Raw genomic sequence first — 19803 nt, 5'->3', positions numbered from 1 at the left:
TGCATCAATACAATCCAGCCGTTGATCTACAACCAACCTATTACACCAGCTCGTTCTCTGCTAATACTCCCCGTGAAGAACTCCATGCTCGACGATGGCTGGCAACAGGATGGAAAGTACAGCAACGGGAGTGACCAGATGCACGACATGATCAGACACGCTGCGCTGTTCAGCCGCGCCGCCCACCAGGCCGTGGGGCAGCGACGCAAGTACACCGACGAGCCCTACTGGCAGCACCCGGTGGACGTTGCCGAGATGGTGGCGGCCGTAGGGTCGGCAACAGCAGAGATGATCGCCGCCGCCTACCTTCACGACGTGCTCGAAGACACCGACGTGACGGCGTTGGACATCGAGGAGTGCTTCGGTCAGCGTGTCTCCCTGCTGGTGCTGGAATTGACGAACCAGTTCTCCAATCCGGAAATCGGCAATCGCGCCCACCGCAAGGCACTGGAGCGCGACAGGCTGGCGCAGGTATCCCCACAGGCGCAGACCATCAAGTACGCCGACCTGATCGACAACACCGGCAGCATTGTCGCGCGAGACCATGGCTTCGCCCGGGTCTACCTGGCCGAAAAGCGCCAGCTTCTGGAAGTGATGACGGCGGGTGACGAGGCACTGAGGCGCCAGGCATGGAGCGTCTTGACGGAGGGCGAGGCCAAGATCCGCGGCGCTTCGCGATAACCAGCGACAGCCTCCCGAGCCTCATCGCTACCATTCACCAAAGACCAGCAGTACGACCGCCCCACCCGCCCTTGATCAGAGCACAGCCAGACCATGGCGGCCCTCAAGGCAGCACCTACACTATTCGATAAGGGCGCGAGCAGGACCAGGAGCCCGCTACAAACAAAAATTCTCTTCAACCTTATGACTATGGGCGAAAATTCTGTCTGAAAGCAGAGTTATGGCGGCTTTATCTTAATTTCCAGCAGGCAGCCGATTTTCTGGGAAGTGCTGATACACTCCGCGCAATGACAGGCTCTGCCCGCGGCGGAGCTTTCCATTTTCCATCGGCAGGGAGACCTTCATGGCCCGCAAAATCATCGTTCTTGGTGCCGGCATGGTCGGCGTATCTGTAGCCTGGCATCTGGTGCGTCGCGGTCATGATGTCACGCTGGTGGACCGCCGCGAGCCGGGCCTAGAGACTTCCTTCGGCAATGCCGGCATCATCCAGCGCGAGGCGGTGCGCCCTTACGCCTTTCCCCGCGATGTCGCCACCCTGCTGCGGGTGGTGCCCAACCGCCAGGTAGACATCCGCTACCGCCCCACTGGCATGCTGAGCGCGGCGGGCCCGCTGCTGAACTACTGGCTGAACTCCAGCGGTAAGCGCTACGAGCGCATCGTGAACGAGTGGGCCTCGCTGATCATGCGCTGCCAGGATGCCCACGCGCCGATGATCGAAGCCGCCGGCGCCGAGGCGCTGGTGCGCAAGGGCGGCTGGCTGGAGCTGTACCGCACCCAGAAAGAATTTGAGGAGCGCCAGCAAGAAGCCCGAGAAAACCACGAGCGCTTCGGGGTGGAATACGAGGTGCTGGACGCCGAGGCGCTCTACGCCAAGGAGCCGCACCTGGCCAAAGGGCTGATCGGAGCGATCCACTGGACGCAGCCCTGGATGGTCTCGGACCCGGGCGGCCTGGTACAGGCCTACGCCCGCAGCTTTGCCGACCAAGGCGGCCAGGTGAAGCAGGCCAGCGTCGAGGACGTGCGCCAGGTTGAGGGCGGCTGGCGAGTCGATACCAGCGAAGGCGCCCTGGAAGCTAAGGAAGTGGTGGTGGCCCTGGGCCCCTGGGCCGGAGAGCTGCTGGCGAAGCTGGGCATGAAAGTGCCGCTGTTCGTGAAGCGCGGCTACCACATGCACTACTCCGCCGAACGGGATGCCAAGCTCAACCACTGGGTGATGGACGCCGAGAAGGGCTTCCTGCTCGAACCCATGCGCGCCGGCATTCGCCTGACCACCGGCGCCGAGCTGGCCGACCTAAACTCGCCGCCCAAGTACAAGCAGCTGGAGGCCGCCGAAAAGGTGGCACGCAAGCTGTTCCCGCTGGGCAAGCGCCGCGACAGCCAGCCCTGGAAAGGCGCCCGCCCCTGCCTGCCCGACATGAAGCCGGTGATCGGCCCCGCCCCCGACAAGGAAGGGCTGTGGCTCGCCTTCGGCCATGGCCACCAGGGCTTTACCCTGGGCCCGGCCACCGGCGAATTGCTCGCCCAGATGATGGATGGCGAAGCGCCCGCGGTGGATATGGCTCCGTTCCGGGTCGATCGCTTTTGAAGGCAAGGCCATGACGAAAGCGGGCGCCCAATGTGTGAACTGCATCCCAAAAGTTGGACACCAACCAACCTTTGGGGCGAAGTTCATTGAGGCGCCTGCTTTTTGCAAACTCACAACTCTCTAGCATCTTGGCGACTAGATTTTTCACAATAAAGAGAATGACAAGCTGGTTAGGTGGCAAACGCAATGGCGAGTTACGAAGCTTTGGGATTATCAGTCTCAAACTGAATGGCAATGGCCGCGCCTAAAACGTCTAACTCCAGGTGCGTTTGAGCCGACGGCCTCTTTTTTGGAAACAATAATGGCAGCGGGTCAAACTTCGCCAGCAGCGTTTTGTTAGATTACTCCTTGATACTAACCACCGTATACTATGAATTCTTTCAGCTCTGCAATCGACAAAGCGGGCCGTTTTCGATGAAGCATAGCGTGGCAATTGGGGCAGATTGGGCGTAAATCCGAAACCGGGTTTAGATCGTATTCCTCGCCCACTTCAGCCAACGGCTTCAGGTGATGTACGTGGATAAGTCCACGGCCCAGCTCTCCGTAGACGCGTTCAAAATCAAAGTTGCAGATTACGCATTTTGTGCCCCAATGCTTAAGACACTTTTTACGTGCGTTGGGATCACGCTCATAGACGTTTACGGCTATCGTCTTCTTCGCTTCCTCTGAAACACTCTCTGGGTTTTCGATTTCTTCAGGAAGGACTCCGGGGCGGTTGAAATCAGTTCCTCCGAACCCCCAGGTTACTTCAACTGGGCTGGAGTCCTTGTAGCTTTTTGGGTGGGCCAGCGAACGTGAATGCTTCACGATTATCTTCCCGGAAGAAGAGATAAACGTGCCCTGCGGGATTCAGAAAATTTTGAATGGAGGGCTGATGCAGCTTAGATTGTGACTCCCGAACAAAATTAGTTTGTCGCCCACAAATCTGTTGCGTTAATCGTGACCAGTCCGGCCAGTGGTACCGACGCCGCAGAAAATGAATTGATCGTCCTCGTGTGAGGTATACCCTGTCGCCACCAGGGTCATCAATGCCAAGAATGCGAAACACATCTATTCGGCATACTGGTTTCCGGCCTTAAATGGATACACGGTACTCAATTCTTCCTCCAGGGACCTAACGCCTAAATCAGGTGCGCTGTAGTCGTCACCTGGATTTACTTGTTCTGTGCCTATATGTACTTACGAAATATTTTACTTTCTATAGGGTGAATAGAATTTATTATTTCATTATTTTTTGACCGACTGACACTATATATGTCTTCATAGGTTTCACATCCTTTAAAGTAGTGTGATATTTTTTTTATAATTTCATTAGGGAGGCCGGAATCTCTTAATATAATTTCATGATTTTCGGTAGTTCCATACTCTAGTTTAGCTATAACCATATCAAGGGCTATTAATGGCTGGCGCTTTTCTGATGCTACAAAATTATAGACGTTAGAGAACGTTTTAAGATACTTAGGCCATGAAAACTCAAAGTACTTAGACATCAAATCAAACACATATCTAATTCGAGAGTTTTCGTTCGCTCTTGCTCTTAGTACTGTGTCTGAACTTAGAAGCTCTTTGAACGAAGGTGTGTAATAAATATAGTACTTCGTGAGACCGATTAGAATTGACTTTCCGATTTCTGTATCGAAATTTCTACCTTTATCATGATCGGTGAAAAGATAATCGTAGCAACATGATAAAATATTTTCCAAGCAGTCTTTTAATGGTAGTTGCTCTTTAAAATAATAACGATCTAGATTTCCGCCTGTTCTTAGGTGATTAATTAACTCGATTTGCCCATCGACTTTCACAAACCTATTTTCTTTTATGATTAATGGATCAATTTCTAGCTCAGCAAGATTTTCAGCATGAGTCTTTAAAAGCTCACCTCTTGAACTTGGCACATCATCACTTTCCAACTGAATTAAAGTTTCTAGTGAAGCACATTCATTGTCTAGGTATTCAATTTCGACAGACGTCTCTCTATCATCATCTTCTTGCGTTTCAAGATGAAATACACGTCCGATAAAATGTTGCATAAAACGCCCAGCGCGACCTTCTATATTTTTTCTATCTAATGTCTTAAGCAGGTCACCTGTACCAATTTTCTTGTCGTAAATGACGACGTTTTTTGCAGCTGAATTGATACCTTCAGTTAGGGAAGTAGTACAGAAAAGATAATTTAGCCCATTGTCACTACTGTCATTAAACTCATCTACAATCAAGTCCTGAATATGCCTTGGCATCGCACCATGATGAAAAGCTATCCCGCGTTTGATACATGAAATCAAATCCCAGGTGGGCGATACAGAACTTGATAGATACTCGACTAGTTCTTTGTTATGTGGCTTTACTGGCCATGTACCTAAAAACTTTTTTGCGGTATCTTCCACATATTGTTTCTGATATCGGTATATTAAAAATTTACCATCAATAGACTCTTCAGACACTAACCTGAGAAGGTTTTTAAACTTATCCCCAATAATTTTAATAGAACCGTTTTCTATAGAGTGAAGCCCCTTGTCCTTTTCGTTATCTAAAGCGTAGTAATCTTTTTGTACTATTTCAGTTGAATACTTTTTTAGTTCTACCTTAAACTTCTCTCTGAAATTTTTGCTGAAATCTGATATGTATGGGCCGGCGAGATAAAAATCAGAACCAGTTTTGGCTAAGCGGTAGAGAATGTCTGAAAACACCCTGAACCGGTCATCATCAAGCTTGTAATCTACTTTGTAAATTTCGTCCATGACGAAAAAATCTATTTCAAACTTTGGATTTTCTTCTAAAAATGCTGACATTCTCTCTGGTGTTAAAACAAAAATATAGCTTTTATCTTTATCAACTTTAACTTTTGAGGATTTTGAGATTGTGTATCCTTCAACACTGCTTCTTAGTTCTTGATATTGCTCTGAGAGCAGAGAAACTGTGGGCATTATAAATGCAATATTCTTGTAATTGTTGTGCAGGATAATTTCTCTAACAATTCGCGTTTTCCCAAAGGATGTTGGGGCACTGACCACTAGTCTTCTGTTTCTTTGAAAAGAGTCAAATATTTCTTTTTGAGGTCTTGTTAAAGTTGTATTGGTTTTTTTGCTGGTATAAAAATTTCTAAGAAGATTATCTTGGAATGAAATGTTTGGAAAATAGGTTTCATTATTCTTTTTTAAAAGATTATCATATAAAAATATTCTCGATTTAACGATGCAGTCATGCAAAAGCTGCTGCACCATGCTATCAGTTGAATTGTAGTTGGCTAAATGACATATTGCAGAAAGGCATTGGTTATAATCTCGTTCATCTTTGGAATCAAGCAATCGATACACATCAATAAGTAAATTTTCAAGAATGTCTATGCTAACTTCTTGCTTATCTTTTATTTTTTCAATGCCATAAGCTATTCGCTGGTTCATATACTAACTCCAATCAAAATTTCATGGCATTTTCTACAAGTTCAATGCTTTTCTTTAACTCAGAAACTGACTCTAAAGGCACAATGAAAAAGACAATTTTTATGTTTTTTCTTTTTGGCCAATCCTTACTGTAAATATTTTTAAAGTTTTCTTCTAGCTCAACACTCATTTTATCTTTGAAATCATCAGATTCAATATCACTATCCATTTTTCCAGAAAAATTCTTTATGCACTTGCTGTCGTATGTGCACAAAACAGGGACCGCAATATCAACTTTATCTAATGATCTTCCTCCAGCAACATAACTTTTTAATAGTTCATACTTTTCCTCTTCAAGCTGTTTGTTTATTTCTATTTCGCCCCCAAGCAACCTTAGCTCTGACTTTATCCTTCCCGAGTCATTCAGATGCTCCTGGAGCGATTTGAGGGCCGAAGTTATAGCGCTGCTAATGCTTTGATGGAACTTAGCTTCACCAAGCCATAATGTGACTTTTGAATCACTAATGGAAAAGTGCGCACAATCAAACCCTTTGATTTGCTCTCTTGTAGTTGATCGTAGTCTAGCTTTTGTAACAAACTTTGGAACGTCATAAAAAACGCTTAAGATTAAAAACAATAAAAGTTCGCCATAATCCCCTTTTGACTTTCTATTTGCATCTGATATTCGCGTAAAACTGTTTTTGTTCCATTCGGATTTATCTATTGTTGAAATCTCATCTTCTGTGAGTGCAAAAAATGGAACGGCATCTCTAATTATGCCAACCAGTTCATTTTGCCGGTACCTTCCGTCTTCATAATCAAGTGTAAAAGAAGCATCATCTTCGCCCGCTGACTGGACGCCAACTTCAACTTTGAAGATTTGATTGCATAGTCTTGTCTTAAGAGATGAGTCCATTTCTTATAGTTTACTCCTATGTTTCTTTTGCTCAGAACGCCGTGCTCTGCGGCAAATTTGGAGCGCAGCGGAAAATTTGTCCAACAGCAGCGCTTTGTTAGCACAGCTCAATATTAGTTACCTCATCAACGGACAGCTAACGGCCAGGAGCGGACATTGCGATTTTTGATACGTATAACGCCTAGGCTAAGCCGCCGATTTGGAGCGGCAGCGAAAAAACCGGTTGGCTTGTGCCCCTTGTAGGGCACCTTCAATTGTGAGTCATTTTTGGGCCTGCTCCAGAGCGCTTTCAATATCTTTAATCCAGTCGCAGTCAGCTCCTCTGCTTTCTCGTGCTTTTCTTATCATTCTAATATTGTTAGCAGTCGTCTCCGGCTCCCACGTTTCTCGAATCGATGCTAGAACCATTCCAAGCGCAGCGTGAGCCTTTTCAGCCTCCTGGGATAAAACATGTACTTCTAATTCGGTCGCGTGATCCCAGTAATCAGGGTTTTTACTGGCTAATCGCCTCTTTACCGAATACGCCACCACCGGAATAAGCTCAGTTCGCCGTGGATCAGGAGGATCAGAACACTCCATAAGCGTTACCGCATTGATTCCAGGGTATGCATCCCTCCAATCTGCCTCAAAGCCTTGCAGATAGGCATCAATAGCCTTTTTCAAATAAGCACTGGCTGTAGGACTTCCATTTTCCTTTGCTATTGCCCACTGATCTTTATATACCCGGCCAAGTATTCCGTTGGTTTCGCTACTTGGCCCATAGCTATCGATAATTTCGATTAATATACGCTCGGATTCTTTGCGGTGCTGCAGCCTGTTCAAGGCAAACCCCAGCTGCTCCTGAACAAGAATGGTTTGCTTTAGAGGTGGTGCCATTTTATTGACCAAATCGATCATCCCCTGCCAGTCTTTCACTGCTCGATAAGAGAGGAAAATATCAATAACAATAGCTGGGTCAGCATCGACTACTTCTATTTCTTTTTCAATGACATTGACAGCACCTCTACCTTCCTCACGCGCGTGCCTTAAGCGCTCCTTTATTGATTTCGAATATTCAACTAAATCTCTAAAAGAATCTGTTTTTAACCTTTGAAGATCAGGTCGTGGGAAATCCATTAATAATTGATACAGTGGACTATCGTCAGAAGGGTCACGGCAGGCCTCAAGCCTTTCCCTCAATAGTTTACGTGCCGACTCAGGCTTTACTGGAAACCCATAATCGTCTAATTCATAGAAAATTGCCCTCAAAGGCGCTACATCAAACGGCAGACGCATTCCACTAGCAGCGATAGGTACTGTGCTATATGGTCTAACTCCATGCCTGATTCCTAGCTCATAAAAGACATTCGCGTTTGCTGTTGTGAGATCCGCGACGGCATATTCACACATCATTAGACGCTCGAACATTGGTTTATGTATTATGCCGCCAATTATCTCTTCATCAGCTCTTATAGGCTCTAAGCTTGCATCCTCTATTGCAGGCGCAATTATCTTATCGTACACAGCATCAAATTCAACAAAACGCCCGCTTTCATCAGATTTCCGCCCGAACGGCATAAGCACAAAGCAATATGGCTTCATGGTTTCTATCCTTCACCGAGTAGCGATATCTTGAAGCCTGTCCTCGCTCCAGTTGTATAGATGGATCTCATTCTCCTCTAAAACCTTAGGCTTAGTGCCATTCGTGTTATTCAAACGAATAGCGTACACGGGCTTATTATTTCTTAGCGTCTTTTCAACCTCTTCACGTACCCATCGACTACGATACGTTCTTTCTCCGACGAACACGATTGTCCGTGAAGTTCCAATCATGGCTTTAGAAATCGCCTGGCGGATTACGCCAACATCCTCAGTATTCCAGCGCTTCAAAAGGTCCTTAACGCGAAAATTGAGATTCCTGTAATTCGGATTTACAGCCCGACCCTTGATAGTGAGGACAACTTCACGATCAGCTTCTGTGAAGCTAAAAAAACAGACATTAGGCATTTCATATCTCCTTGATAAAATAACTATTTTTTATCGGTGAGCGCATCATGCGCCGCCCAACATATTGCTAACTGGTAGGTTAGGAGCGCAGCGAGTAATTTATCCGCGAGCAGCAACTTTTATGCACTAATCTATCCGACGAGCTGCCCATTGTGTGTGCTCCCTTGAGAACGCGGCTTCGCTACTAACCACGAAGTCGGACAAATCTTGCTCGTCATTTACTGATAGAGCCTCCCCCTCTATAAGCACAATCTCATGAGTCGTCAATGAATAGGCTGAGCTAAGTTCATTATGTTTTTTGGCTTGGAGCCAGGTAAGCGCAGCACCAGCCGCGGTTGCTACGACTTCAACCGGGAATATGAACGCAGGTTCCTTTATACGAAACAAAAGTATTAGTATCGCAAGCGAGTGTAAAGTTACGGAAGCCCAGAACCATTGAGAGGCTCTTCTTTTATTGAACTCAGCTTTCTCTGAATAAAAACTGGCTTGATCTTGTATTCTGTACTTTTTATATACTGCCAACCGATCCTGAATCGATAACCCCCGACATTCCCTCATTCGATCTGTAATCGGCTCTTTGGCTCCTGATCGCGCCTCCAGAGAATGAGACAAGCTTTCGTTATGTGAAAGAATTTTTCTCAAATCACGAATAAAGTCTCTTGATACGCTATCTAGTGTATCCGCATCATGATAAGGGTCAGCCCTCATCATCCATCGCCAACTAATTGTTTTCACCGATTCAGCGACGGCCCGGCCGTTGTACCATATATCGTCAGGTCGTTTGACTCTTAGAAATATTAGGATGCCCAAGGTAGCCAGGAAAAGAATCGCAGAGGCTAGGGCGCCCATAGCAGTGGATTTTACTAGAAAAGGAAGAAGTGCCGCTACAATCAAGAGCAGCAAGTACCACATCAGAGAGCGGAAATAAACTTTCTGAGCGCGTATAGAGCAACTGTTTGCTGATTGATAGAGACCAGGAAGATCTTCAGAAGATACCTTCACTTTACACATTGATGTACAGATCCCATATCCCTACTACAACACTTTTTTTATTCCAGCCCACTGTTTTTTTAGCTGCCGCCGCCACTACGCTTGACCTCCTTATAGAAGCCCACGGATTCACGGCAAGGATCGGTTTGTTGTATTTTTTTGAACCGTCAATTTCTTTCTGAATCCATTTGCTGTAGTTCGCATACATCCCCGTCGGAATAACGATTACATGGCTCAACCCAATCTGCCTGTAAAGGGCATCCCTCAACTCTGAGTCATTTTTCGCATCGTGTATCGGATCATCTTTGGGGACAGAGAAGTCTCTAAAGTCGAGTGATGCCTGCCCCGACCGCCATTTTTCATCAAAAATCCAACTTGACAAAGAATTGTAATGCCCGGAATAGGACCAAGCATGGCTAATAAATACGTTGATTCTTCTAGTGCTCATTCTTCACTCTTCGTTGTGCATGAAAGTTAAATTATATAGCATGCTTGGCATTCCATTTGAACGCTCATGATCGTTCAACATTGTTGTGCCGCGCGATGGAGCATATCTCATCCTATTGAAGACGTTAGAAGTTAAAGTATAGTTCGGGCTAGCACATACTGAATGGACCTGCCTGCTACCTTAGCCAGCATGGCCGCTCTGGGTCGGAAGCGGAACCCCGCACTACACTTCCGCTAGACTATTTCAAAGGTAGTCTTCGAAGATCGACTGCATTTATAGCTCAAAGCACACTACCGCCCGGGGATGACATCCTTTCCCTGCGACAGCCCTGTCTGCGTTGTCCTATCTGTTCTTTCGGCAGTCGTCTCGGCGACCTTAAACTGAGTTAACTGAATCCTGTAACGGATTGCAAAGAAAAAGGGCCTACCCTTTGGTAGACCCTTGATCCCGGTCAGCTTAGCCGTGTCAGGCGTTCTGCCTAGGCGTACCTCACTCCCACTCGATCGTTGCAGGCGGCTTGCTGCTGACGTCGTACGTCACGCGGGAGACGCCGCGGATCTCGTTGATGATGCGGTTGGAGACCTTTTCCAGCAACTCATACGGCAGGTGGGCCCAGCGTGCGGTCATGAAGTCGATGGTTTCCACGGCGCGCAGGGCGATGACCCATTCGTAGCGGCGGCCGTCGCCGACCACGCCGACGGATTTCACCGGCAGGAACACGGCGAAGGCCTGGCTGGTCTTGTGGTACCAGTCGGCGTTGTGCAGCTCCTCGATGAAGATGGCGTCGGCTTCGCGCAGGATGTCGGCGTACTCCTTCTTCACTTCGCCGAGAATGCGCACGCCCAGGCCCGGCCCCGGGAAGGGGTGGCGGTACACCATGTCGTAGGGCAGGCCGAGTTCCAGGCCGAGCTTGCGCACTTCGTCCTTGAACAGTTCGCGCAGCGGTTCGACCAGCTGCAGCTTCATGGTCTCGGGCAGGCCGCCGACGTTGTGGTGCGACTTGATCACGTGGGCCTTGCCGGTCTTGCTGGCGGCGGATTCGATCACGTCGGGGTAGATGGTGCCCTGGGCCAGGAAGTCCACGCCTTCGATCTTGCTGGCCTCTTCATCGAACACGTCGATGAAGGTGTTGCCGATGATCTTGCGCTTGGCTTCCGGGTCGTTCTCCCCTTTCAGCTTGGAGAGGAACAGTTCTTCGGCGTCCACGCGGATCACCTTCACGCCCATGTGGCGGGCGAAGGTTTCCATTACCTGGTCGCCTTCGTTCTTGCGCAGCAGGCCGTTATCCACGAATACGCAGGTGAGCTGGTCGCCAATGGCGCGGTGCAAGAGCGCCGCCACCACTGAGGAGTCCACGCCGCCGGAGAGGCCGAGCAGCACGTGGCGGTCGCCTACCTGGTCGCGCACGCGGGCGATCTGGTCTTCGATGATCTTGGCCGGGGTCCACAGGCATTCCGCTTGGCAAACACCAACCACGAAGTGCTCGAGGATACGCTGGCCTTGCAGGGTGTGGGTCACCTCGGGGTGGAACTGCACGGCGTAGAAGCGCTTCTCGGGCCAGGTCATGGCGGCCACAGGGCAGCTGGGGGTGGAGGCGGTCACGGTGAACGGTTCAGGGGCGCGGGCCACCTTGTCGCCGTGGCTCATCCACACGTCGAGCAGCGCCTTGCCGTCGTGGTCCACGTGGTCCTTGATGTCGCGGAACAGGTCGTCGTCGCTGTCGATCTTGACCTGGGCGTAGCCGAACTCCTGCTTGTCGGAGCCTTCCACGGCGCCGCCGAGCTGCACCGCCATGGTCTGCATGCCGTAGCAGATGCCGAGCACCGGCAGGCCCATCTCGAACACGCACTCGGGCGCGCGGGGTGAGCCGGAGGCCACGGTGGATTCCGGCCCGCCGGAGAGGATGATGCCATTGGGGGCGTATTCGCGGATCTCTTCCTCTGTGATGTCGTAGGCACGCACTTCGGAGTACACGCCGATCTCGCGCACGCGGCGGGCGATCAGCTGAGTGTACTGGGAGCCGAAGTCGAGGATGAGGATCTTGTGGGCGTGAATGTCGGTCATCGGGTCGTCTCTACTGGCAACGTATGGCGGCGGGCCAAGGGCAAGGCGTCTGAAAAGCGAGCGGCGGAGTTAGCCTCCGCCGCGGTCGATACTCAGCGAGCGGTTAACCCGCTCTATAGTTCGGGGCTTCTTTGGTGATCTGCACATCATGCACGTGCGATTCGGCGAAGCCGGCGCCGGTGATCTGCACGAACTCCGGCTTGGTGCGCATCTCCTGGATGTTGGTGCAGCCGGTGTAGCCCATGGAGGCGCGCAGGCCGCCCATCAGCTGGTGCACGATGGCGCTCATCACGCCCTTGTAGGGTACGCGGCCTTCAATGCCTTCCGGCACCAGCTTCTCGGCGCCGGCGTCCTTGTCCTGGAAGTAGCGGTCGGCGCTGCCCTGGCTCTGGGCCATGGCGCCCATCGAGCCCATGCCGCGGTAGGCCTTATAGGTACGGCCCTGGAACAGTTCGACCTCACCCGGGGCTTCCTCGGTACCGGCCAACAGGCCACCCACCATCACCGCGCTGGCGCCGGCGGCAATCGCCTTGGCCAGGTCGCCGGAGTAGCGCACGCCGCCGTCGGCGATCAGCGGGATGTCGTACGCCTTGAGCGCCTCGGCCACGTTGGACACCGCGGTAATCTGCGGCACGCCGACGCCGGCCACCACGCGGGTGGTGCAGATGGAGCCGGGGCCGATGCCCACCTTGACGCCGTCGGCGCCGGCCTCGGCCAAGGCACGGGCGGCGGCGGCGGTGGCAATGTTGCCGCCGATCACCTGGATCTGCGGAAAGTGCTCCTTGACCCAGGCCACGCGGTCGATCACGCCCTTGGAGTGGCCGTGGGCGGTGTCGACGATGATCACGTCGACCCCGGCTTCCACCAGCGCGGCGACGCGGTCGGGGGTTTCGGGGCCGGTGCCCACGGCGGCGCCCACCAGCAGGCGGCCGTCGGCGTCCTTGGCGGCGTTGGGGAAGGTGCGCGCCTTCTCGATGTCCTGGAAGGTGACCAGACCGCGCAGGTGGAAGCCCTCGTCCACCACCAGCATCTTCTCGACCCGGTGCTCCTGCATCTTGGCCTTGATCACGTCGAGCCCGGTGCCCTCGGCCACCGTCACCAGCCGTTCACGCGGGGTCATGATGTCGGCAACGCTGTCGCCCTGGTTGGGCTGGAAGCGCATGTCGCGCTCGGTCACGATCCCCACCAGGGTCTCGCCCTCGACTACCGGAAAGCCGGAGAAGCCGTACTCCTCGGCCATGCTCAGCAGGTCTTCGAGCTTGGCCTTGGGCCCGACGGTGACCGGGTCCTTGACGATTACGCTCTCGTGCTTCTTGACCTTGCGCACCTCGGCGGCCTGAGCGGTAACGCTCATGTTCTTGTGGATGATGCCGATGCCGCCTTCCTGGGCCATGGCGATGGCCAGGCGGGCTTCGGTCACGGTGTCCATGGCGGCAGAGACGAGGGGAATGTTGAGATATAGGTCGCGGGTCAGGCGGGTTCGCAGGCTGACGTCCTTGGGCAGGACCTCGGAGTAGCCGGGTACGAGTAATACGTCGTCGAACGTAAGAGCTTCTTGGGCCATACGTAACATAGTCGGCAACACCCAGTGCTGGTGGGGAGGGGGGAAAAGTGAATCGACCATTATAACGCTCGCTCCAAGACACGGGCAATGCGGCACCGTCCCGAGCCAGCCGCCCACCGACATACCGCCCGTCTACATTCTGAAACAGATAGACACCGACGCTGACTTACAGCGGCAGGAAGCTGAACTAGCTTGAGAAGTGCGCAACGGGTCCACTCACGGATAGGAGTGACGGAAATGAACTGGGACCAGATCGAAGGCACCTGGAAGGAAATGAAGGGCAAGGCCCGCGCCAGTTGGGGCGAGCTGACCGATGACGAACTGGACCAAGTCGGCGGCAAGAAGGACGAGCTGGTCGGCAAGATCCAGAAACGCTATGGCCTGGAGCGCGAGGAAGCGGAACGCCAGGTCGATGATTGGGCTCGCGGCCTCTAACCGCCCCCGCATCACAAAACCACGATCCAAGGTCTACGGACAGGTCTAAGGAGAAGTGACCATGCAGAAGCACGCTCTTACTATCGCAGTCGCTGCCATTGCCGGCAGCCTCGCCTTCGGCACTCAAGCGGTGGCACAGCAGGACCAGACTGACCAGCGGATGGCCCAGGGCCTCTACTCCGCCAACGACATCATCGGCGCCGATGTCTATCACGCCAATGACACCGACGAAGAAGTCGGCACCGTCGAGAACATCCTGATCGACGATGACGGCCAGGTAACGGCCCTGATCGTCAGCGCCGGCGGCCTGTGGGGCATGGGTGGCGACGACGTGGTCGTTGGCATCGAGCATTTCAGCATGGAAACCGAGCGCGATGACGGCGGCGTCTTCGGCCAGAACGACGTGACCCACCGTATCCTGGTCGACGCCACTGAAGACGAACTCGAGAACTTCCCGTCCTACGACGAGCAGTGGTTCAACGACGAGCGCAACCGTCGCACCGAAGAGCGCGGCGATCGCGAGGGCGTCTGGCAGACCACCGGCACGGCGGGCACCGGCACGCGGGGTGACGATGGCGGCACCGCCTTCCGCGACGGCGAGGCCGATGGCGACACCGTGGGTGCCACCGACGGCGTCAACCGCGACCGCACCGACCGCGACGATGCCGAATACACCGACGAGGATGTGGTGGACGATTTCGATTGAGTTAGCGTCCCCTCCCCTGAAGAACGCAACGCCGGGCCTCGTGGCCCGGCGTCTTCGTTGTGAAGCTGGCTCGTGAACTTGGCTGCGCGGCAGCCGTGCTAAAGTGGCACGATCGCCCGCAGGAGTCACCGCCATGCCCCCAGCCGACACGCCCCTCTCCGTCAGCGACCTGAATCGCCGCGCCCGCCAGCTGCTTGAGCAAGGCATCGGCGAGGTTTGGGTCGAAGGGGAGCTTTCCGGCGTATCGCGGCCTGCCTCCGGTCACCTGTATTTCACGCTGAAGGACAGCTCGGCACAGCTGCGCTGCGCCCTGTTTCGCCAACGCGCCCGCTTCGTCGCCGCGCCCATGCGTGACGGCGACCGCGTGCGCGTGCGTGGCCAGGTCTCATTGTTCGAGCCGCGGGGCGACTACCAGATGATCGTCGAGGCCGTGCGCCTGGCCGGCGAAGGCGAACTGCTGCTGGCGCTGGCCCAGCTCCGCCAGCGCCTGGCCGACGAGGGCGTGTTCGCCAACGCTAGGCCCCTGCCCTACCCGCCGCGCCACCTGCTGGTGTTGACGTCCCCCAGCGGCGCCGCCATTCGCGACGTGCTGGCCGTGCTCGGCGCCCGCTGGCCGCTGACCCAGGTCACCCTGATCGGCGTGCCGGTGCAGGGCCGCGAAGCGGCACCGGCGCTGATCGCCGCCCTGGGGCTGCTCAATCGCCAGCAGGCGCTGGATCCGGCCCGCGATGCGGTGCTGATCACCCGCGGCGGTGGCAGCCTGGAAGACCTGTGGGCGTTCAACGACGAGCACCTGGCCCGGGCGATCTTCCACTCGCGCTTGCCGGTCGTGTCGGCCGTCGGGCACGAGATCGACACCACCCTGGCGGACCTGGCCGCCGACCTGCGCGCACCCACCCCCTCCGCCGCCGCCGAGATGCTGGTGCCGGATCGCCGCGACCTGTCGCGCCGCCTGCAGGAGCTGGAGCAGCGGCTGGCGCGCTGCACCCAGGCACGCCTGGCACGTGAAAGCCAACGGCTCGACCATGCCCGCGCCCGGCTGCGTCACCCCGGCGACGTGCTGGCCCGTCAGCGCCAGGCCCTGAACGAACGCGAAGACCGCCTGGTACGTGCGCTGCGCACCCGGCTTGCCGGCGAGCGCGAGCAGCTGCGCCACCTGACGCGGCGGCTCGCCGCCTGCCATCCGCAGCGCGAAGCCGAACAGGCCGAGAGCCGGCTGGCGCGCGCCCAGGAACGGCTGGCCCAGGCCATGCGCCGCAGGTTGGCGCATTCGCACGACCGCCTGGCCGGCCTGGCCCGTCAGCTGCAAACGGTGAGCCCGCTGGCGGTGCTGGGGCGCGGCTACGCTATCCTGCAGGACGAGCAAGGCCAGGTGGTGCGGCGCGCAGCCGACACCCAGCCCGGCCAGGCGCTGACCGCACGACTGGGAGAGGGAAGGCTGAGGGTGGAGGTGAAGCGCCGCCTGAAATGAAAAGAGCGCCTATGGCAGGCGCTCTTTTAGGCAGGGGCGGGCGTTACTCCGGCTTGAAGGTGCTCGGCTCCAGCTCGTGACGAGCCAACAGCTTGTAGAAGTCGGTGCGGTTGCGTCCGGCGATACGCGCGGCCTGGGTCACGTTGCCTTCGGTAATCTTGAGCACCTTGACCAGGTAGCTACGCTCGAAGCTGGCACGGGCATCGTTGAAGGTGGGCAGCGCGCTGTCTTCGGCGGCCAGGGCCTGCGCCACCAGCGCTTCGGGGATCATCGGCGAACGCGTCAGCGCTACGCACTGCTCCACCACGTTGACCAGCTGCCGCACGTTGCCGGGCCAGGCGCTGGTGGCCAGCAGGTTGAGCGCCTCCGGCGAAAACCCCTTCACGAACGGCTTGTGGCGGGCCGCCGCCTGGGCCACCAGGTGGCGCGCCAGCAGCGGCACGTCCTCGGCACGGTCTTTCAGCGCCGGCAGCTTCAGGTTGACCACGTTGAGGCGGTAGAAGAAGTCCTCGCGGAACTCGCCCTGGTGCATGGCCTGACTAAGGTCACGATGGGTGGCGGAGAGAATGCGCACGTTGACCGGAATCGACTGGGTCGAGCCGAGCGGACGTATCTGGCGCTCCTGCAGCGCACGCAGCAGCTTGACTTGCAGCGGCAGCGGCATGTCGCCGATCTCGTCGAGAAACAGCGTGCCGCCGTCCGCCGCCTGGAACAGGCCCTTGTGCTCGCTCACTGCGCCGGTGAAGGCGCCTTTGGCATGGCCGAAAAGTTCGCTCTCCAGCAGCTGCTCGGGCAGCGCACCGCAGTTGATCGCCACGAACGGCTTGTTGGCGCGCGGGCTGGCATCGTGGATGGCACGTGCCAGCAGCTCCTTGCCCGAGCCGGAGGGGCCGGTGATCAGCACGCTGACATCGGAGGCCGCCACCATGTGGGCCTGCTCCAGCACGCGTTCCATTTCGGGGCTGCGGGTAAGGATAGCGGCGCGCCAGGTGTCGTCGCCCTCGCTGCCGACGGGAGGCGCCTGGGCCAGGGCTTCATCAATGGCTCGAAACAGCTCGTCGCGGTCGACGGGCTTGGTCAGGAAGCTGAATACGCCCTGCTGGGTGGCATTTACCGCATCGGGAATCGAGCCGTGGGCGGTGAGGATGATCACCGGCAGGCCGGGGACCTGACGCTGTATCGCCTGGAACAGCGTCAGGCCGTCCATCTCGTCCATGCGCAGGTCCGACAGCACGAGGTCGGGGCGCTCTTCCGCCAGGCAGCGCAACGCCTCGGGGCCGCTCTCCACCGTGGTGACACGAAAGCCGCGGCTCTCCAGGCGCATGCCCAGCAGCCGCAGTAGGCTGACATCGTCGTCTACCAGCAGGATATGGGCACCGGAAGCCTGCGCCTCGCGGCCGGCGCTCCTGCGGGCCTCGGTTCTGGAGTGATCAGCGAGTCGAGCCGCTTGCATCACGTCATCTACTCCCTCGCCGCTCAGGGCGACTGCTGTCTCAGGTTGATATTCTGCTCGATGGTGGTGAGCGCTTCGAGCTTGTCGGCAAGCTCGGCCTTTTCCTGCTGCAGCGCCGAGAGCTGGCTGCGGGAGCGCTCAGTCTGGCTGGCCATGGCGCGCCGTCCCTCCAGCTCGTTGAGCCAGTAGCGCAGCAGCGGCTGCAGGTCGGCCGGCGCCTGGTCGATATGCGCCCGGTAAAGCTCGGAAGCCTGCGCCCACTGCCGCTCGGTGCCCCAGGCCAGGGCAACCGCGCGGACCAGCTCACGCTCGCTCACATCAATGCCCTGCCGGCCCTCGAGTTCCTGCAGCTTGTCACGGCGCCAGTGGTGGTCGCCACGCTGGGAGGCAAGGCCGAAGGCCACCCAGTCGGGCAGCAGGCAGGCGCCCTCGACAAAGGAAGGCTCGCCCCCGCAGACGACATCGACCTCGGCTTCGTTCTCTTCGTCCTGCAACAAGGCATAGTCAGGCAGGTACTGGCAGCCGCCCAGAACCAGGGCCACTGCCACCACGCCGGCATTGAACACCGTAGGGTTCATACTCTCTCGCTCCGTGCACTGATGCCCCTTTCCTTGGGCTCTCTCTTGCGTCCGTGCTGGGTCAAGGGAGCCGCGCGGCGCGGCAGCGTCAGGCGGAAACAGACGGCAAGCTCCGGGTCGTCGACCAGCGCCAACGCGCCTTGATGAAGGCGGGCGCAGTCCGCCGCGACCGACAGGCCGATGCCGGAGCCCTTCAGCGGCCCCTTGCGCCGCGAACGGCCCTGATAGAAAGGTTCGAACAGACGCGCCTTGTCCGTAGCGGCGATGGCCTGGCCGCTATTAGCCACCTCGAGGAACAGGTGATCCCGCCCCGGATGCGCCCGGATCAGCAAAATGCCGCCATCTTCACCGTAGGCGATGGCATTGGAGATCAGGTTGTCGAAAATCCGCCCCATGGCCATGCGATCCACCACCCACTCCAGGGGGCCGGGGAACACGGTCACCTGCATGCCTTTCTTTTCCAGCGCCAGGCGATGCTTGGCCAGCGTGGCCTGGATCAAGCCGGCCAGGTCGACCCTCTCCAGGCGGATCCCCTGGCTGTGCTGCAGCAGGTTGTAGTCCAGCAGCTGTTCGATCAGACGCTGCAGCTCGCTGCCGCTGGCGTCGATCAGCGAGAGGATCTCGCGCTGGCGTGGCGTCAGCTCGCCGGCCACGCCGTCGGCTAGCAGCGCCGAGCCTTCGCGGACACTGGCCAGCGGGGTCTTGAGTTCATGCGACATGTGGCGCAGGAACTGCTGCTTCTGCGCCTCTAGATCGCTGAGCCGGGTCGATAGCCAGTCGAGCCTGTCACCCAGCCTGACCAGCTCGGCGGGCCCCTGGATATGCTCGAGGTGAATGTGTTCCTTGCCGCTGCCGATGCCGAGGATGCGGCGCTCGAGCTGGCGCACGGGGCGCACGATCAGCCAGCTGAACAGCAGCATCAGCAACAGGCTGGCCGATACCAGCGCGGCGGTCTGCGACCAGAGCCGGGTCTGCACCGCCTGGGCGCGTTCGCGAATCAGCTCGATGCGGTTGTCGATCTGCTGGTTGGTGGCGCGGCGAATCGCCTCGGTGTGCTCGGCGAACGGGCCGAACAGGGCGAGCCACAGCTCCAGCGCCTCGGGCTCCAGCTCCGGCAGCTGCGACAGCAGCAACAGCTGCTCCTCGAGCGCGCGCAGGTCGGTGTCGTTGGCCAGCAGCCGGCGCTGCTGGGCCAGCAGCGCGGTAAACTCGGTGTGCTTCTCGTGGTAGATGTCGAGCAGGCTCTCCTGCTCCAGCACCGCGTACTGGCGCGCGCTGCGCTCCATCTCCACCGCCAGATTACTGAGCTGGCGCGCACGACGCGACTGCTCTACGGCCTGACGCGCGCTCACGTCGGCCAGTTGGGAAAGCTCGGCGAGCGCCTGACCGGCCTGATACATCAAAATGCCCAGCGGCAGCATTACCACCAGAAACGCCATCAATACCAGCTGCGGCAAGGAGCGCGGACGCCAACGGCGCGAGACCCGTTTGGTCATGACCAATAGTGTGCTCAGGAGAGAAGTGGGGACCACCATAGCCTTGCCTG

17 protein-coding genes are annotated in these 19803 nt (G+C 56.1%); 5 read left to right on the top strand and 12 right to left on the bottom strand.

What is annotated here, in order from left to right:
* Positions 1–138: 138 nt before the first annotated feature.
* Positions 139–681 (top strand): HD domain-containing protein, encoded by a 543-nt coding sequence (locus ACT7B3_RS02830; protein WP_445156785.1) that lies wholly within the window; start codon positions 139–141, stop codon positions 679–681.
* A 343-nt stretch (positions 682–1024) separates the two neighbouring features.
* On the top strand, positions 1025–2266 hold the full coding sequence (locus ACT7B3_RS02825; protein WP_445156784.1) for an NAD(P)/FAD-dependent oxidoreductase: 1242 nt from the start codon (positions 1025–1027) through the stop codon (positions 2264–2266).
* 354 nt (positions 2267–2620) lie between these two features.
* On the opposite strand, the gene ACT7B3_RS02820 is transcribed toward ACT7B3_RS02825, so the two are convergent.
* From ACT7B3_RS02820 to guaB, 9 genes are all read right to left on the bottom strand, one after another.
* Complete coding sequence (locus ACT7B3_RS02820; protein ID WP_445156783.1) at positions 2621–3073, bottom strand: HNH endonuclease; 453 nt, start codon at positions 3071–3073, stop codon at positions 2621–2623.
* Between the two features lie 362 nt (positions 3074–3435).
* Entirely contained in the window at positions 3436–5667 is a 2232-nt protein-coding gene (locus tag ACT7B3_RS02815; protein ID WP_445156782.1) for a DEAD/DEAH box helicase, read from the bottom strand.
* Between the two features lie 13 nt (positions 5668–5680).
* Entirely contained in the window at positions 5681–6562 is an 882-nt protein-coding gene (locus ACT7B3_RS02810) for a HamA C-terminal domain-containing protein (protein ID WP_445156781.1), read from the bottom strand.
* Between the two features lie 261 nt (positions 6563–6823).
* Entirely contained in the window at positions 6824–8143 is a 1320-nt protein-coding gene (locus ACT7B3_RS02805; protein ID WP_445156780.1) for a TRAFs-binding domain-containing protein, read from the bottom strand.
* Positions 8144–8155: 12 nt separating this feature from the next.
* A complete protein-coding gene (locus ACT7B3_RS02800; RefSeq protein WP_445156779.1) occupies positions 8156–8548 on the bottom strand; it encodes a TIR domain-containing protein in 393 nt (130 codons plus the stop codon).
* A 126-nt stretch (positions 8549–8674) separates the two neighbouring features.
* Positions 8675–9559, bottom strand: coding sequence for a DUF4231 domain-containing protein (locus ACT7B3_RS02795; protein ID WP_445156778.1), 885 nt, complete (start codon positions 9557–9559; stop codon positions 8675–8677).
* The gene (locus ACT7B3_RS02790) at positions 9552–9986 is read right to left on the bottom strand and encodes a TIR domain-containing protein (RefSeq protein ID WP_445156777.1); all 435 of its coding nucleotides are present in this window, start codon (positions 9984–9986) and stop codon (positions 9552–9554) included. The genes ACT7B3_RS02795 and ACT7B3_RS02790 overlap by 8 nt, the downstream gene beginning before the upstream one ends.
* Before the next feature lie 489 nt (positions 9987–10475).
* Positions 10476–12050 (bottom strand): glutamine-hydrolyzing GMP synthase, encoded by a 1575-nt coding sequence (gene guaA / locus ACT7B3_RS02785; protein WP_445156776.1) that lies wholly within the window; start codon positions 12048–12050, stop codon positions 10476–10478.
* Between the two features lie 103 nt (positions 12051–12153).
* On the bottom strand, positions 12154–13623 hold the full coding sequence (gene guaB, locus ACT7B3_RS02780; protein ID WP_444678450.1) for an IMP dehydrogenase: 1470 nt from the start codon (positions 13621–13623) through the stop codon (positions 12154–12156).
* Between the two features lie 228 nt (positions 13624–13851).
* Between guaB and ACT7B3_RS02775 the strand changes: the two genes are divergently transcribed.
* The 3 genes from ACT7B3_RS02775 (at position 13852) to xseA (ending at position 16226) form a co-directional block, all read left to right on the top strand.
* A complete protein-coding gene (locus ACT7B3_RS02775; protein WP_444678451.1) occupies positions 13852–14049 on the top strand; it encodes a CsbD family protein in 198 nt (65 codons plus the stop codon).
* Between the two features lie 61 nt (positions 14050–14110).
* On the top strand, positions 14111–14755 hold the full coding sequence (locus tag ACT7B3_RS02770) for a PRC-barrel domain-containing protein (protein ID WP_444678452.1): 645 nt from the start codon (positions 14111–14113) through the stop codon (positions 14753–14755).
* Between the two features lie 133 nt (positions 14756–14888).
* Positions 14889–16226 carry an exodeoxyribonuclease VII large subunit gene (gene xseA / locus ACT7B3_RS02765; protein ID WP_445156775.1) on the top strand — a complete coding sequence of 446 codons (1338 nt, stop codon included), beginning with the start codon at positions 14889–14891 and terminating at the stop codon, positions 16224–16226.
* 43 nt (positions 16227–16269) lie between these two features.
* Here xseA and glrR read toward each other — a convergent pair whose 3' ends face one another.
* From glrR to ACT7B3_RS02750, 3 genes are read right to left on the bottom strand one after another with little or no spacing between them, the layout of a single operon-like run.
* Positions 16270–17679, bottom strand: coding sequence for a two-component system response regulator GlrR (gene glrR, locus ACT7B3_RS02760; protein WP_444678453.1), 1410 nt, complete (start codon positions 17677–17679; stop codon positions 16270–16272).
* A gap of 23 nt (positions 17680–17702) precedes the next feature.
* Entirely contained in the window at positions 17703–18257 is a 555-nt protein-coding gene (locus tag ACT7B3_RS02755; protein ID WP_445156774.1) for a hypothetical protein, read from the bottom strand.
* Complete coding sequence (locus tag ACT7B3_RS02750; protein ID WP_444678455.1) at positions 18254–19753, bottom strand: sensor histidine kinase; 1500 nt, start codon at positions 19751–19753, stop codon at positions 18254–18256. Before ACT7B3_RS02750 ends, ACT7B3_RS02755 begins: the two co-directional genes overlap by 4 nt.
* Between the last annotated feature and the right edge of the window lie 50 nt (positions 19754–19803).

It is taken from the genome of Halomonas sp. E14, from assembly GCF_052568415.1.
This window is presented reverse-complemented; position numbering and strand designations above follow the sequence as displayed.